At 72.3% G+C, this 14,466-nt stretch carries 13 protein-coding genes; 5 read left to right on the top strand and 8 right to left on the bottom strand.

Annotated elements, in window-relative coordinates; translation table 11 throughout:
- Nucleotides 1–2: 2 nt before the first annotated feature.
- The 8 genes from FBZ33_RS29555 to FBZ33_RS29520 form a co-directional block, all read right to left on the bottom strand.
- On the bottom strand, nt 3–1,166 hold the full coding sequence (locus FBZ33_RS29555) for an acyl-CoA dehydrogenase family protein (protein ID WP_141911630.1): 1,164 nt from the start codon (nt 1,164–1,166) through the stop codon (nt 3–5).
- Entirely contained in the window at nt 1,163–3,217 is a 2,055-nt protein-coding gene (locus FBZ33_RS29550) for a biotin carboxylase N-terminal domain-containing protein (RefSeq protein WP_141913010.1), read from the bottom strand. Before FBZ33_RS29550 ends, FBZ33_RS29555 begins: the two co-directional genes overlap by 4 nt.
- Nucleotides 3,218–3,231: 14 nt before the next feature.
- Entirely contained in the window at nt 3,232–4,833 is a 1,602-nt protein-coding gene (locus FBZ33_RS29545) for an acyl-CoA carboxylase subunit beta (RefSeq protein ID WP_141911629.1), read from the bottom strand.
- Entirely contained in the window at nt 4,830–6,026 is a 1,197-nt protein-coding gene (locus FBZ33_RS29540; protein ID WP_088950563.1) for an acyl-CoA dehydrogenase family protein, read from the bottom strand. Before FBZ33_RS29540 ends, FBZ33_RS29545 begins: the two co-directional genes overlap by 4 nt.
- On the bottom strand, nt 6,023–7,639 hold the full coding sequence (locus FBZ33_RS29535; protein WP_370453111.1) for an acyclic terpene utilization AtuA family protein: 1,617 nt from the start codon (nt 7,637–7,639) through the stop codon (nt 6,023–6,025). The genes FBZ33_RS29540 and FBZ33_RS29535 overlap by 4 nt, the downstream gene beginning before the upstream one ends.
- 56 nt (nt 7,640–7,695) lie before the next feature.
- Nucleotides 7,696–8,493 carry a TIGR03084 family metal-binding protein gene (locus FBZ33_RS29530; RefSeq protein WP_141911625.1) on the bottom strand — a complete coding sequence of 266 codons (798 nt, stop codon included), beginning with the start codon at nt 8,491–8,493 and terminating at the stop codon, nt 7,696–7,698.
- A gap of 37 nt (nt 8,494–8,530) precedes the next feature.
- Complete coding sequence (locus FBZ33_RS29525) at nt 8,531–9,136, bottom strand: TetR/AcrR family transcriptional regulator (RefSeq protein ID WP_088950560.1); 606 nt, start codon at nt 9,134–9,136, stop codon at nt 8,531–8,533.
- Between the two features lie 412 nt (nt 9,137–9,548).
- Complete coding sequence (locus FBZ33_RS29520) at nt 9,549–10,226, bottom strand: Crp/Fnr family transcriptional regulator (protein ID WP_007466162.1); 678 nt, start codon at nt 10,224–10,226, stop codon at nt 9,549–9,551.
- Nucleotides 10,227–10,369: 143 nt separating this feature from the next.
- Here FBZ33_RS29520 and FBZ33_RS29515 point away from each other — a divergent pair, with 143 nt between their 5' ends.
- From FBZ33_RS29515 to FBZ33_RS29495, 5 genes are read left to right on the top strand one after another with little or no spacing between them, the layout of a single operon-like run.
- The gene (locus FBZ33_RS29515; protein WP_141911623.1) at nt 10,370–11,032 is read left to right on the top strand and encodes an adenosylcobinamide amidohydrolase; all 663 of its coding nucleotides are present in this window, start codon (nt 10,370–10,372) and stop codon (nt 11,030–11,032) included.
- 56 nt (nt 11,033–11,088) lie between these two features.
- Nucleotides 11,089–12,261 carry a CapA family protein gene (locus tag FBZ33_RS29510; protein ID WP_141911621.1) on the top strand — a complete coding sequence of 391 codons (1,173 nt, stop codon included), beginning with the start codon at nt 11,089–11,091 and terminating at the stop codon, nt 12,259–12,261.
- Nucleotides 12,262–12,301: 40 nt separating this feature from the next.
- Nucleotides 12,302–13,090 (top strand): endonuclease III, encoded by a 789-nt coding sequence (gene nth, locus FBZ33_RS29505; protein WP_088950558.1) that lies wholly within the window; start codon nt 12,302–12,304, stop codon nt 13,088–13,090.
- Entirely contained in the window at nt 13,087–13,722 is a 636-nt protein-coding gene (locus tag FBZ33_RS29500) for a TlpA disulfide reductase family protein (RefSeq protein ID WP_141911619.1), read from the top strand. The genes nth and FBZ33_RS29500 overlap by 4 nt, the downstream gene beginning before the upstream one ends.
- Nucleotides 13,719–14,411, top strand: a complete 693-nt coding sequence (locus FBZ33_RS29495; protein ID WP_141911618.1) for a CoA pyrophosphatase — start codon at nt 13,719–13,721, stop codon at nt 14,409–14,411. Before FBZ33_RS29500 ends, FBZ33_RS29495 begins: the two co-directional genes overlap by 4 nt.
- Nucleotides 14,412–14,466: the final 55 nt, after the last annotated feature.

Below are 14,466 nucleotides of genomic sequence, written 5' to 3'. Positions count from 1 at the left end.
GGTCAGTACGACTTGTCCTGGCCCAGGACGTGTTGCGCCACGAAGTTGAGGATCATCTCCCGACTGACCGGGGCGATCCGGCCGGCCCGCACCGCGCCGAGCAGGGTCGCCACCCCGTACTCGGTGGTCATGCCAGCCCCGCCGAGCACCTGGACGGCGGTGTCCACGGCGAGCGCGGCGGCCTCCCCGGCCGCGTACTTCGCCATGTTGCCAGCCACCCCGGCCTCCAGGTCACGGCCGGCGTCGTACAGGGTGGCAGCCTTCTGGATCATCAGGCGGGCAAGCTCCACCTGCACCGCCGCGTGCGCCAACGGGTGCGACACCCCCTGGTGGGAGCCGATGCTCCGACCACCCCAGACCTTGCGGGTGGCGGTGTACTCGCTGGCCCGTTCGATGGCGTACCGGCCGGTGCCGGCCCCCATCGCGGCCACTGTGATCCGCTCTGGGTTGAGCCCGGCGAAGAGCGCCGGCAGCCCGGCGTCCAGCGACTCACCGAGCAGTGCGTCGGCGGGGACCCGGACGTCGTCCAGGTAGAGCAGGAACTGGTTCTCCGGAGACAGGATCTCCATGTCCAACTTGGACCGGGTCAGCCCGGCCGCGTCGGTCGGCACGAGGAACAGCGCCGGCTTGAGCTTGCCGGTGGAGGAGTCCTCGGTCCGGGCCACCACCAGGACGTGATCCGCCTCGTCGACGCCCGAGATGTAGCACTTGCGGCCGTTGAGCACCCAGCCTTCACCGTCGCGGCGAGCCACAGTGCCGAGGCGGTGGAAGTTGGAACCGGCCTCCGGCTCGGTGATCGCGAAGACGATCTTCTGGGAGCCGTCGGCGAGGCCGGGCAGGTGCCGTTTGCGCTGTTCCTCGGTGCCGTGCCGGCTCAGCACGGTGGCCGCGATCGCGGGGGAGACCACCAGCAGCAGCAACGGACAGCCGACCGCCGCCAACTCTTCGCAGACGATCGCCAGCTCGGTGATGCCACCGCCCCCGCCGCCGTACTCGGTGGGGATGTTGACGCCCAGGTAACCGAGCCGTCCGGCGTCGGCCCAGAGCTCGGTGGTGTGTTCGCCGGACTTCGCCTTCTCGACGAAGTAGCCGTGGCCGTAGCGACGGCCCAACGCCCGCACGGCGTCGCGCAACTGGTCCTGCTCGGGGGTGAGGTCGAAGGTCATCGGGGGTCCTCCTCGGGATTCGACGGCTCCAGGCCGCCGGTGGCGGGGGAGCTGTCGATGACGGCCAGCACGGCGCCCGTCTGGACCTGACCGCCGGCCGGCACCGGCAGTTCGGCGACCACACCGTCGGTCGGGGCGAGCACGGGATGTTCCAGCTTCATCGCTTCCAGCGTGAGCAGTGGTTCGCCGGCCGTGACCCGCTGACCGACCTGAACATGCACCCGGGTCACCGCGCCGGGCAGCGGCGCGAGCAGCGACCCGGCGGCCACCTCCGCCGTGGGCAGGGGGAGACGCGGCAGCTCGGCCAGGCTCGCCGCACCGTCCGGGCCGTCCACGAAGACCGCCGACCCCACCCGGTGTACGCGGTACGCGCACCGCACCCCGTCGATGTCGAGCACCACCCGCTCCGGGGCCGCCTCGACCAGTGCCACGACGGGCTCGGCGGCCGGTTCGGGAGCTTCGGGTCCATCTGCGGAGTCGGAGGCCGCCGAGGTGCTGGACCACTCGGCGAGCCGGCCGGCCCGGTCCAGGCGGTAGCGGACCTCGATCTCGTCGCCGCCCGATACGGCGAAACGGGTGGTCTGGGGAACTGCGGGCACGTTTCGCCAGCCGGACGGGAGCCCGGCGAGCACCGGTGCGGTCGCCCGACGCTGGCTCGCCGCAGCCAGGGCCGCGGCGAGCGCGGCCAGCGGGAGCCGCTCGGTGGGCAGCAGCGGGGCGAACACCTCCGCGTGCCGGTCCAGGAAACCGGTGTCGATCTCCACGGCGGCGAACGCGGGGCTGCGCAGCACCCGCACCAGCAGGTCCCGGTTGGTGGTCACCCCGTGCAACTCGGCCCGGGCCAGCGCGGTGGACAACACCCTGGTCGCCTCGGCACGGTTACGCCCCCAGGCGATCAGCTTCGCCAGCATCGAGTCGTAGTGCACCCCGACCACCGAGCCGGCCACCACGCCCGAGTCGAGCCGAAGCCCCGGCCGGGTCAGCCCGCCGAACTCGGCAGCCACCGCGGGGACCGTGAACCGGTGCAGAGTGCCGGTTGCCGGCCGCCAACCCGCCCCGGCGTCCTCGGCGCAGAGGCGCACCTCGATCGCGTGCCCGGTGCTGACCGGAAGGGTCGCCGGCAGCGGCTCACCCTCGGCCACGAGCAGTTGCAACCCCACCAGATCGAGGCCGGTGCACAGCTCGGTGACCGGGTGCTCCACCTGGAGGCGCGTGTTCATCTCCAGGAAGAAGAACTCGCCGCCCGGGGCGAGCAGGAACTCCACAGTGCCCGCGCCCAGGTAGTCGACAGCGCGACCGGCGGCCACCGCAGCCTCGTGCAACGCCGTGCGCACCTGCTCCGGAACGACCGCCGGCGCCTCCTCGACGATCTTCTGATGCCGGCGCTGGATCGAGCACTCCCGGTCACCGAGGGCCACCACCCGGCCGTGGGCGTCACCGAAGATCTGCACCTCGACGTGCCGGCCGCGTTCGACGTACCGCTCGATGAAGACCGTGCCGTCGCCGAACGCGGCGGCCGCCTCGCGGCGCGCGGACGCGACGGCCTCGGCCAACCCCGCGGCGTCCCGGACGATCCGCATGCCCCGCCCACCACCGCCGGCGGACGCCTTCACCAGCACCGGGAAGTCCGAGATCCCATCGGTGTCGGTCCAGCTCGGCAGCATCGGCACGCCTGCCTCGGCGAGCATCGCCTTGGCCGCGAGTTTGTCGCCCATCGCCGCGATCACCTTGGCCGGCGGACCCACCCAGGTCAGCCCCGCGTCGGTCACCGCCGCCGCGAACTCGGCGTTCTCGGCGAGGAAGCCGTAACCCGGATGGACGGCGTCCGCGCCGCTGCGCCGGGCCGCGTCCAGGATCTTCTCGACCTGAAGGTACGTCTCGGCCGGCGTGGCCCCGGGCAGCCGGACCGCCTGGTCGGCCTCACCGACGAACGGCTCGGCGGCGTCCGCGTCCGAGTGCACGGCGACCGTCTCCACGCCGAGGGCGCGACAGGTCGCGAAGACCCGACGCGCGATCTCACCGCGATTGGCAACGAGCAGTTTCCGAATCATCATCAGTTCGCCTCTCACATCCGGAAGATGCCGTAGCCGTCGGCACCCTTGACCGGGCCGTTGTGGATCGCCGAGAGGCAGAGCCCGAGGACGGTCCGTGTGTCCCGGGGATCGATCACGCCGTCGTCGTAGAGCCGGCCGGAGAGGAACAGCGCGCCCGACTGGGACTCGATCTGCTGCTCGACCATCATCCGCATCGCCGCGTCGGAGTCCTCGTCGTAGTCGCGCCCCCGTGCGGCCGCCGCCTGCCGGGCCACGATGGACAGCACCCCGGCGAGCTGCGCCGGGCCCATCACCGCCGACTTGGCGTTCGGCCAGGTGAACAGGAACCTCGGGTCGTACGCCCGGCCGCACATGCCGTAGTTGCCGGCCCCGTAGGAGGCGCCCAGGTTCACCGTCAGGTGCGGCACCGTCGAGTTGGACACCGCGTTGATCATCAAAGCGCCGTGCTTGATGATGCCGCGCTGCTCGTACTCGGTGCCGACCATGTAGCCGGTGGTGTTCTGGAGGAAGATCAGCGGGGTGTTCGAGGCGTTCGCGAGCTGGATGAACTGAGCCGTCTTCTGCGCCTCCTCGCTGAACAGCACACCGCGGGCGTTGGCCAGTACGCCCACCGGGTAGCCGTGCAGCTCGCCCCAACCGGTGACCAACGCGCCCCCGTACGCGGGCTTGAACTCGTCGAAGTCGCTGCCGTCGAGGATCCGGGCCAGCACCTCACGGGGATCGAACGGCACCTTCAGGTCGGCGCTGGCGATGCCGAGCAGCTCGTCCGGGTCGTACTTCGGCGGCTGCGGCACCGCCGTACGGGGCGACGGGCCGTGCTTGCGCCAGTTCAGCCGTCGTACGCACTGCCGGGCCAGCCGGATGCCGTCCCGCTCGTCCTCGGCCAGGTGGTCGGCGAGCCCGGACGTGCCGGCGTGCATCGCCGCACCGCCCAGCGACTCGTCGTCGGTGACCTCGCCGGTCGCCATCTTCACCAGCGGCGGCCCGGCCAGGTAGACCTGTGACCGGTCCCGAATCATGATCACGTGGTCGGACATCCCCGGCACGTACGCGCCACCGGCCGTGGCGTTGCCGAAGACCACGCTGACCGTGGGGATGCCCGCAGCCGAGAGTCGGGTCAGGTCACGGAACACCCGACCACCCGGGATGAAGATCTCCGCCTGGGTGGGCAGGTCCGCCCCGGCCGACTCGACCAGGTTGACCATTGGCAGCCGGTTGGCCAGCGCGATCTCACCGGCCCGCCGCGTCTTCGCCAGCGACCACGGGTTGACCGCGCCGCCGCGTACCGTCGGGTCGTTCGCGACGATCAGGCACTCCACGCCCTCGACCACGCCGATGCCGGTGACCACGCTGGCGCCCACCGGGAAGTCCGTGCCGTACGCGGCGACCGGCGACAGCTCCAGGAACGGGCTGTCGGCGTCCACCAGCAGCTCGATCCGCTCCCGGGCCAGCAGCTTGCCCCGCTTGTGGTGCCGGGCCACGTACTTCTCGCCGCCGCCCGCGCGGGCCTGGTCCAGCGCCGCGTCCAGCTCGGCGAGCCGTTCCAGCAGCGCCGTCCGGTTCGCCACGAAGCCGGGCGCGGACGGATCGACCGTGGTGTCCAGTGTGGTCACAGGCCCATCCCCTTCACGATGATCTCGTTCATGATCTCGGTGGCGCCGCCGCCGATGCCGAGGATCCGGGCGTCGCGGTAGTGCCGCTCCACCTCGGCGTCGCGCATGTAGCCGAACCCGCCGTGCAACTGCAACGCCTGGTCGACGACCTCGTCGCAGGCGGCCACCGCCACGTTCTTGGCCATCGCCACCTCGGTCACCACCGGCTCACCGGCCGCCACCCGAACGGCGACCTCGTGCACGTACGCCCGGGCGGCCTCGGCGCGGGTGTGCATCTCGGCCAGCCGGTGCCGGACCACCTGCCGGCTGGCCAGCGGACGCCCGAAGGTCTCCCGGTCCCGGCACCAGCGCACCGCCAACTCGACGCAGCGCTGCGCGGTGGCGTACGCCTGGGTGGCCAGCGAGAGTCGTTCCGCGGCGAAGTTCTGCATGATCGCCAGGAAGCCGGTGTCCTCCGCGCCGATCCGGTTGGCCACCGGCACCCGCACGTCGACGAACGACAGCTCGGCGGTGTCCGAGCAGTGCCAGCCCAGCTTCTCCAGCCGGCGCCCTACCGTGAACCCGGGCAGCCCCTTGTCGATGACTAGCAGGGTGAGCTCGCCGCTGCCGGGGAAGTCGGTGCAGACCGCCGTGGTCACGAAGTCCGCCCGGTGGCCGCTGGTGATGTACGTCTTCGACCCGTTCACCACGTAGTGGTCGCCGTCGCGGCGGGCGGTGGTGCGAATGCCGGCCACGTCCGAACCGCCGTCCGGCTCGGTGATCGCCAACGCCCCGATCATCGTGCCGGCCAGGGTCGGCCGGACGTACCGCTGGACCAGGTCGTCGTCGCCGGGCGCCGAGGTGCCACCGAGCCGGCCGCCCAGCGAGCCGCCGATGCTCACACCGGCGGCCGCCACCATGTGCGGCAGGGCGATGCCGTGCGTGAACAGGGCCGCGATCAGGCCGGACGAGCCGCCGGAGCGGATCACCTCCTCGGTCACGATGATCGAGTCGAGCAGGTCACCGCCGCTGCCGCCGACCGATTCGGGGAAGCCGACGCCGAGCAGGCCCAGCTTCGCGGCGGTGGCGTGCAGGGCTCTCGGCACCTCGCCGGCCCGTTCCCAGTCGTCAAGGTGCGGCAGCACCTCGCGGGTCACGAAGGCGCGGGTCAGCTCCCGCAGCTGCCGCCGTTCCGGAGTGTCCACGATGCTCATCGCGCCGCCCCCGTCGGCGCGTCGGCGGGCAGGTCGACGATCCGGGCGCGCAGCAGCTCACCGAGCGCCTTCGCCTGCGGGTCGAACCGGGTGGACGCGGCCACCCCCGCACCGAGCAGGCCCTCGATCACGAAGTTGACCGCGCGCAGGTTCGGCAGGTCATAGCGCCGCACCGACAGCGGCGCGGTCTCCGGCAGCAGCTCGGCCAGCCGCGCGACTGTCAACCAGCCGCGCAGCCACGCGTACGCCTCGTCGTTGCGCGCCCAGACGCCGAGGTTGGCGTCCCCGCCCTTGTCCCCGGAACGCGCACCGGCCAGCTCACCGAGCGGGCCGCGCCGGGTGGGACCGTCGTGGGTCGCGTCGCCCTCCGGAGCCGTCTCGGCCGCCGAGATGGGCGCGGTGCGGATCGGCGGGGCGATCGGGACCCGCGCGCCGCCGGGCAGCACCGCCATGTGTGGCACCGCGTCCTGCGGCGCCACGTCGGCGGTGAAGACGCCGTACGGTGTCGCGTCGCCCGGCAGGGTGGTCAACGTGCAGCCCGGGTACGAGGCCAGGGCCAACTCCACGGCGGCGGCTGAGAAGGCCCGGCCGGCCCGCGCCTTGTCGCCGTCGCGCAGGTGGACGTGCAGCAGGGCGCTGGCCGCCTCGGTGTCGGCGGCGTCCGGGTGGTCGGTCCGGGCCAGCACGAACTCCAGGCCGTCCTTGCCGACCGACTCCTCGACCTGCCCGCGGACCAGCGCCGCCTTCGCCTCGATGTCCAGTCCGCAGAGGACGAACGTCATCGAGTTGCGGAAGCCGCCGAGGTTGTTGACGCCCACCTTCAGCGTGGGCGGTGGCGGGGTGCCCCGGACGCCGGAGACCCGGACCCGGTCCGGCCCGTCGGGGCGCAACGTCACCGTGTCCAGTCGGGCGACCACGTCCGGTCCCAGGTACGCCGGCCCACCGACCTCGTAGAGCAGTTGTGCGGTGACCGTCTCCACGGTGACCGCGCCACCGGTGCCCGGATGCTTGGTGAGCACCGTCGAGCCGTCGGCGGACACCTCGGCGATCGGGAAGCCGGGCCGGTGCCCGCCGTCGGGCAGCTCGGTGAAGAAGCTGAAGTTGCCACCGGTGACCTGCGCGCCGCACTCGATGAGATGCCCAGCGACTGTCGCCCCGGCCAGCTGGTCGAGGTCGTCGCGGCCCCACCCGTACCGGGCGATGGCCGGGCCGACCACCAGCGACGCGTCGGTGACCCGGCCGGTGACCACCACGTCCGCGCCGCCGTCCAGGCAGGCGGCGATGCCGAACGCGCCGAGGTAGGCGTTCGCGCTCAGCGCGTCCGGGCGTTGGATCGTGTCGCCCTCGACGTACCCCACCTTGGCGGGCAGGCCCAACCGGGTGGCCAGGGTGTCGATGGCTGCGGCCAGGCCGGCCGGGTTCAACCCGCCGGCGTTGGTCACGATCCGCACCCCACGGTCGAGGGCGGTGCCGAGACAGGTCTCCAGTTGACGGAGGAACGTCTTCGCGTAGCCCAGGTCGGGGTCGCGCAACCGGTCCCGGGCGAGAATCAGCATGGTCAACTCGGCCAGGTAGTCGCCGGTCAACACGTCCAGCTCGCCGCCGTCGAGCATCTCCCGCCAGGCGGTGAACCGGTCACCGTAGAAGCCGGAGGCGTTGCCGATCCGGATCACGCGCGTGCTCCGTCCGCGCTGGCCGGCTCGCGGCCGACACCCGGCGGGCCGGCGAACGCCTGCGCCACGTCGAGCCATTCGTCGGCGACCGGGCCGGTGGCGACCAGGGCGAGGTCCGCGCGGTGGCGGCGCTGGGTGACCAGCAGGCAGAAGTCCCGTGCCGGGCCGCTCAGTCGGTCGGCGGCGTCCGCCGGACCCCAGCTCCACGTGTCGCCGCCGGGCCCGAGCAGCTCGACCCGGACCGGCGACGTCGGTGTCGCCCGGCCGTGGGCGGCGAAGCCGTGCCCGAGGGTACGCACACCGAGGTGCGCGACGTGCCGGAGCCGGTCAGTGGCGGGACGGACGACGCCGAGCGCGTCGGCCACGTCCTCACCGTGTGCCCAGGTCTCCATGATCCGGGCCGTCGCCATCGAGGTGGCAGACATCTGGGTGCCGTACCAGGGCAGCTTCTCGCCGACCGGAACGGCGGCCAGCGCGTCGGCCAGAGCCGTCCGGCCGACCCGCCAGCGTTCGAGCAGCTCCACCGGCGGCGCGAGGAACTCCTCGGCGCCCGCGTCGACCAGCCGGGTCGCGTCCGGGGCGGTGGTCACCGTCGCGTAGAACGCCTCGGGATCGGTGGCGGCGAGCAACGCCACATGGTCGGTCCAGGCGAGGTGGGCGATCTGGTGCCCGATGCTCCAGCCCTGCGCAGGGGTTGGCCGGGCCCAGTCGGTGGCCGGCAGCGGAGCCACCAGGGCATCGAGCTGGGCGGACTCGGCGGCCAGATCCGCGAGCAGGTCGGTGAGGTCGACCATGGTGCCTCCGGTCGGTGGTGGCCGGTGCGGCCGGCGGTCAGGGCGTGAGCAGGGTGGCGAGCTGGCGTTTCCAGGTGGTCAACAGGGCGGTACGACGGGCCGAGTCATCGCTGAGCAGGTTGGCCACCCCGAGCCCGCGCAGCAGGTCGAGGGTGGCCTGCACCGCCTCGCGGACGCCGGGTCGACGCTCGTCGACGCCCAGCAGGGCAACGGTGAGCCGGTGCATCTCCCGGCCGACCATCGCCTCCAACGGCACCAGGGCGTCCCGGAGTTCCCGATCGGTGCGGGCGGCGACCCAGAGCTCGAGAGCGGCCACGAACAGCGGCCCGGTGAACGCCACGCCAAGCAGGTCGATGACCCGGTCCAGCCGCTGCGGCCCGGCCGGCAGGGCTTCGGCTTCGCTGCGCAACTCGGCGGCCCGTCGCTCGGCGAGATGGGCCACGGCGGCCGTTACCAGCGCGGCCTTCGTCGGGTAGTGGTGCAGCTGGGCCCCGCGCGAGACACCGGCGCGCGCGGCGACGACGGTGGTCGTGGTGCCGGACCAGCCGTGCTCGATCAGGCAGTCGACGGTCGCCTCCAGCAGCCGGGCCTGAGTGGCGCGGCTGCGTTCCTGCTGAGGGACGCGGGTTGATGCGGGGGACACGCGAACAGCCTGCGGCCTGAGAAACAAACAGTCAAGACTGACTTTTTCTGTGTCGCTCGGCGCGGGGGACGCGGCTCAGGGGGGTGGGTTACGGACTGTTGGCTCGCTGTGGAGCTGATATCGCAAACGAGTCATCCAGCCGAACGCGCCGGCCGATGTCGCAGACGACTCAGCTCCAAAGGACGCTGACCCAGGTCCCCGACCGGCCGGGTCAACGGCCGTCGCGTGGGCCGAAGACGGCCAGCGCGTCGGCGTCGGGCAGCACTCCGTGGATGTCGGAGAGCACCGCAACGCTGTTCACCGGGGCTCCACCCTCACCGCTTCGGCCGCCCCGAGCCAGCATTTTTGCGCCGGGGAGACGAAACGTCCCCGCCGTCCGTCGGTGACGGAAGGCGGGGACGCGACGTACCGCTCAGACGCGGGCGCGACGGGCCAGGCGCTCCGGGTCCAGGATGATGATGCTCTTGCCGTCCAGACGCAGCCAGCCGCGCGAGGCGAAGTCGGCGAGCGCCTTGTTGACCGTCTCCCGCGAGGCGCCGACGAGCTGGGCGATCTCCTCCTGGGTGAGGTCGTGGGTCACCCGCAGGACACCGCCGTCGCGGGTGCCGAACCGCCCAGCCATCTGGAGCAGGTTCTTGGCGACCCGGCCCGGCACGTCCGTGAAGATCAGGTCGGCGAGCGAGTCGTTGGTCCGACGCAGCCGCCGGGCGAGCACCCGCAGCAACTGCTCGGCGATCTCCGGGCGGTTGTTCAGCCACGGCCGCAGCGCCTGCTTGCGCAGTCGCACCAGCCGGGTGTCGGTCACCGCGGTGGCGGTCGCCGTACGTGGGCCAGGGTCGAAGAGCGACAGCTCACCAACCATGTCCGACGGCCCCATCACCGCGATCAGGTTCTGTCGGCCGTCCGCTGCGCGGCGACCAACCTTGATCTTCCCGGACAGCAGGATATAGAGGCTGTCACCGGGCTCGCCCTCATTGAAGACGATCTCGCCCTTGCGGACCTCGATCGTCTCCATCTCCTTGGCAAGCGCCTCGGCAGCTTCCGGGTCAACACCCTGGAAGATCCCGCTGCGGGCCAGTACCTCGTCCATCGCGCACCTCCGCTTACGCGTGCCGTCCGTCGGCCGGGTCCGCCGTCCGCTGATCCCCTCGCGCGCCGCCAAGTCTAGGCGCACGTGAGCACGAATCAGAGGTCGCCCCTGGAATCTTGATCGGTGGGCGTAACCTGCCCGACGTGCTGAGCGAGCCGACCCTGACCAGCCGCGCCGAAGATGGGCTTCACATTCCGCTGCTCGTCTGGCGCGCGGAAGTGCCCCTACGAGCTGTCAGCAGCGGCCCACTGGGCGGTGGCATCGGCGTCCGGCACTGGGTGCTGAACGCGACCGTACCGATGTCGTACGACCGGGGTGACCCCGCCGCGCACCTGACGGCCCTCGCCGCCGACCTGGCCCTCGACGGGCCCGGGGTGGGTCTGCTGACCGGGGTGGACGTGGGCGAGGTGGTGGCGCGCACCGACACCGGCGTGCGGGCCTGGGCGACGGTCGGGCTCGGCACGCCGGTGCTCGCGGCCGCGCCAGCTCCGGCCGGGCTCGTCCAGCGGGTCGGCACGGTCAACATCGTGGTGTACGTGCCGGCGCGGCTCGCCGACTCGGCACTGGTCAACGCGGTGGCCACCGCGACCGAGGCGAAGACCCAGGCGATCAGCGAGCTGGGACTGCCGGGGACCGGCACCCCGACCGACGCGGTCACCGTCCTCTGCCCGGTCGACGGGCCCGAGGCCGCGTACGGGGGACCGCGCTCCAGTTGGGGCGCCCCGCTGGCTCGCGCGGTGCACGCGGCGGTGCTCGCCGGGGGTTCCCGGACGGTCGTGCCCTGGTCGGACCAGCTGACCAGCTGAAGATTCGACCGATCGGCTGTCGTCGGCGCGTTTGCCGACAGGTAGCGTCGCGGGCGATGTATGCTCCCGCCCTCCCTGCGTTCCGCCCGCGTCGCCGCATCGCCCTCGCCGCGCTGCTGGCCGCCCTGCTCGTCGCCGGCTGCTCCGATGCGGGCGGCGAGGCCCCCGTGTGGCAGCCCGGCGCCGGTGGTGGTGGCACGGGCGCTCCGGTGGCCACGGCCGGCCCGGATGCCAGCGGGGGCGCGACCTCCGGCGTGGGTGGCGCGATCTCGCTCTCCGCCACCGGCGACATCATCATGGGCAACGCGCCGAGCCGGCTGCCCTCAGCCGGCGGCAAGGGCTTCTTCACCTCGGTCACCGAGGCGCTCAAGGCCGACCTGGTGATGGGCAACCTGGAGGAGCCGTTGACGGTGGACACCGGCACCGGCAAGTGCGGGGCCAACTCCACCCGCTGCTTCCAGTTCCGGGCCCCGCCGGAATACGCCGCACACCTGCGTGACGCGGGTTTCGACGTGCTCAACCAGGCCAACAACCACGGCTACGACTACGGGCCGAAGGGCTACCAGAACACCCAGAAGGCGCTGGAGAAGTACGACCTCAAGCACACTGGTGCCCCGGACCAGATCACCGTGGTCGACGTCAAGGGCGTCAAGGTCGCCGTGGCCGGCTTCTCGTCGTACGTCTGGTCCAACAGCCTGGTCGACATCGCCAAGGCGAAGACGGTGGTCGCCAAGGCCGCCACCATGGCCGACCTGGTCGTGGTGCAGGTGCACATGGGTGGCGAGGGCGCGGAGAAGACCCGGGTCAAGCCGGGCACCGAGATGTTCCTGGGCGAGAACCGGGGCGACCCGGTCAAGTTCTCCCACGCCATGATCGACGCCGGCGCCGACCTGATCGTCGGGCACGGGCCGCACGTGCTGCGCGGCATGGAGTTCTACCAGGGGCGGCTGATCGCGTACAGCCTGGGCAACTTCGCCGGCGGCGGCAACTCGCTGAACAACGACGGCCGCCTCGGCTGGGGCGGGGTGCTGAAGGTGTCGCTCAAGCCGGACGGCACCTGGGCCGGTGGCTCGTTCACCTCGACGTACATGAACGACGCCGGCAAGCCGACGATGGACCCGAACGACCGGGGCCTGGGCCTGGTCACCGAGCTGAGCCGCACCGACTTCCCCAAGGGTGGCGCCCGGCTCGACGGGCAGGGCAAGATCTCGCCGCCGGCCGGCGGTTGACCCGCCAGGAACGTCCGGGGCGCGACGTAGGCTGACCGTCGTGACCGACAGTCCTCCCGGCGCCAGCGAGACCGACCTCGGGCGCACCCGCCGTGCCCGCAAGATCGGTCGAGTGCTGACCGAAACGCACCCCGACGCGCATTGTGAGCTGGACCACTCCAACGCACTGGAGTTGGCCGTCGCCACCATCCTCTCCGCGCAGTGCACGGACAAGAAGGTCAACGAGGTCACCCCCAAGCTCTTCGCCCGCTACCCGAGCGCCGCCGCGTACGCCGGGGCCGACCGGGCCGAGATGGAGGAGCTGATCCGGCCCACCGGGTTCTACCGCAACAAGACCGACTCGCTGCTCAAGCTCGGCCAGGCGCTCCTCGACCGGTACGACGGCCAGGTCCCGGGCCGGCTCGTCGACCTGGTGACCCTGCCCGGCATCGGCCGCAAGACCGCCAACGTGATCCTCGGCAACGCGTTCGACGTCCCGGGCATCACCGTCGACACACACTTCCAGCGGCTGGTCCACCGGTGGCGGCTGACCACCGAGACCGACCCGGTCAAGATCGAGCATGCGGTCGGCGCTCTCTACCCGAAGCGCGACTGGACGATGCTGTCGCACCGGATCATCTTCCACGGGCGACGGGTCTGCCATGCCCGCAAGCCCGCCTGCGGGGCGTGCACACTCGCGAAGCTCTGCCCCTCGTACGGCACCGGGCCCACCGATCCGGCAGCCGCCGCGAAGCTTCTCAAGGGCCCTCGGGCGCGTGACCTGGCGGTGGCGGCCGGGGTCGACCCGGAGCTGGTGCCCGCACAGGCGATCGCCGCGGAGGTGCCGTGAACCGGCGGCTCACCCTGCTCGTCCTGCCGCTGCTGCTGGTCGTCGCCGGCTGCACCGCAGGAAAGGCCGACGACGACCCGGCCCCCCAGCCGCCGGCCGCCGCTGAGCGGCCGTCGCCGTTCCGGGACTGTTCGAAGCTCGGCACCGCGCCGACGTCGACCGCGACGACGGCCCCCACCACGACCGGCACGACGGCCGCCGCCGGTGGAAAGGCGCTGCCGGAGCTGACGCTGTCCTGCTTCACCGGCGGCGCCCCCGTCGCCCTGCGGGACGTGGCCGGGCCGGCCGTGATCAACGTCTGGGCGTCCTGGTGCGGGCCGTGCCGCAAGGAACTGCCCGCCTTCCAACGGCTGAGCGAACGGACCGCCGGCCACCTCCAGGTGGTCGGGGTGAACACCCGCGACAGCCGGGGCGGCGCCCAGTCCATCGGCGAGGACTTCGGCGTACGCTTCCCGATCCTGGTCGACCAGGGCGACGCGCTGCAACGGGAGTTGAAGCGCAACGCCTTCCCGCTCACCCTCTTCGTCGACGCGCAGGGCCAGATCCGGCACATCGACGCCACCGGCGCGCTCGACGATGCCCAGCTCGCCAAGCTGGTCCGCCAGCACCTCGGCCTGGCGGTGCCGGCGTGACCCGTCGACCACCCGAGTGGATCGAGCCCCTGCTGACCCGGCTCGGCACCGCCCGCGCCGAGGACTTCACCCGGCTGACCACGCCGGCCGAGGGCGGTCGGGAGAGCGCCGTGCTGGTGCTGCTCGGTGAGCAACCGGGTGAAGGCCCCGACGTGCTGGTGCTGCAACGCGCCGCCACCCTGCGCAACCACGCCGGCCAGCCGGCCTTTCCCGGCGGCGCTGCCGACCCGGAGGACGCCGACGTCCGCGCCACCGCCCTGCGCGAGGCGAACGAGGAGGTCGGTCTCGACCCGACCAGCGTGACCGTGCTGGCCGAGCTGCCGAAACTGTGGATCCCGGTCAGCGACTTCGTGGTCACCCCGGTGTTGGCCTGGTGGCACGACCCGCACCCGGTGCACCCCCGGGAGCCGGCCGAGGTGGCGCACGTCGCCCGGTTGCCGGTCAGCGAGTTGGTCGACCCGGCCAACCGAATGCGGGTCCGCCACCCGAGCGGCTGGATCGGGCCGGCGTTCTCGGCGCGCGGAATGCTCGTCTGGGGCTTCACTGCCGGGGTGCTGGCCACCCTCCTGGAGATGGGGGGCTGGGCGCGTCCGTGGCCGCACGGCCGGGTGGTCGAGCTCCCGCCGAGCGGGGCGACGCCGGCGCCCTCGGCGGGCACCGACAACGCGGACGAGACAGCCCTGCGCTGATCGCACGGTCACCTTCGGCAAGCGATGGTCATCTGGGAGGCGCACTGCCCGTACG

Origin of the sequence: Micromonospora sp. A202, assembly GCF_006715105.1 — a bacterium.
GTDB lineage: Bacteria > Actinomycetota > Actinomycetes > Mycobacteriales > Micromonosporaceae > Micromonospora > Micromonospora zamorensis.
The sequence above is the reverse complement of the archived record's forward strand: the minus strand, read 5'-3'. Positions and strand labels throughout refer to the sequence as shown.

Coding starts and splice junctions, on each gene's coding strand:
- FBZ33_RS29555 (WP_141911630.1), bottom strand. CDS start 1,166: ATGACCTTCGACCTCACCCCCGAGCAGGACCAGTTGCGCGACGCCGTG.
- FBZ33_RS29550 (WP_141913010.1), bottom strand. CDS start 3,217: ATGATTCGGAAACTGCTCGTTGCCAATCGCGGTGAGATCGCGCGTCGG.
- FBZ33_RS29530 (WP_141911625.1), bottom strand. CDS start 8,493: ATGGTCGACCTCACCGACCTGCTCGCGGATCTGGCCGCCGAGTCCGCC.
- FBZ33_RS29510 (WP_141911621.1), top strand. CDS start 11,089: ATGTATGCTCCCGCCCTCCCTGCGTTCCGCCCGCGTCGCCGCATCGCC.
- FBZ33_RS29520 (WP_007466162.1), bottom strand. CDS start 10,226: ATGGACGAGGTACTGGCCCGCAGCGGGATCTTCCAGGGTGTTGACCCG.
- FBZ33_RS29540 (WP_088950563.1), bottom strand. CDS start 6,026: ATGAGCATCGTGGACACTCCGGAACGGCGGCAGCTGCGGGAGCTGACC.
- FBZ33_RS29535 (WP_370453111.1), bottom strand. CDS start 7,639: ATGCTCGACGGCGGCGAGCTGGACGTGTTGACCGGCGACTACCTGGCC.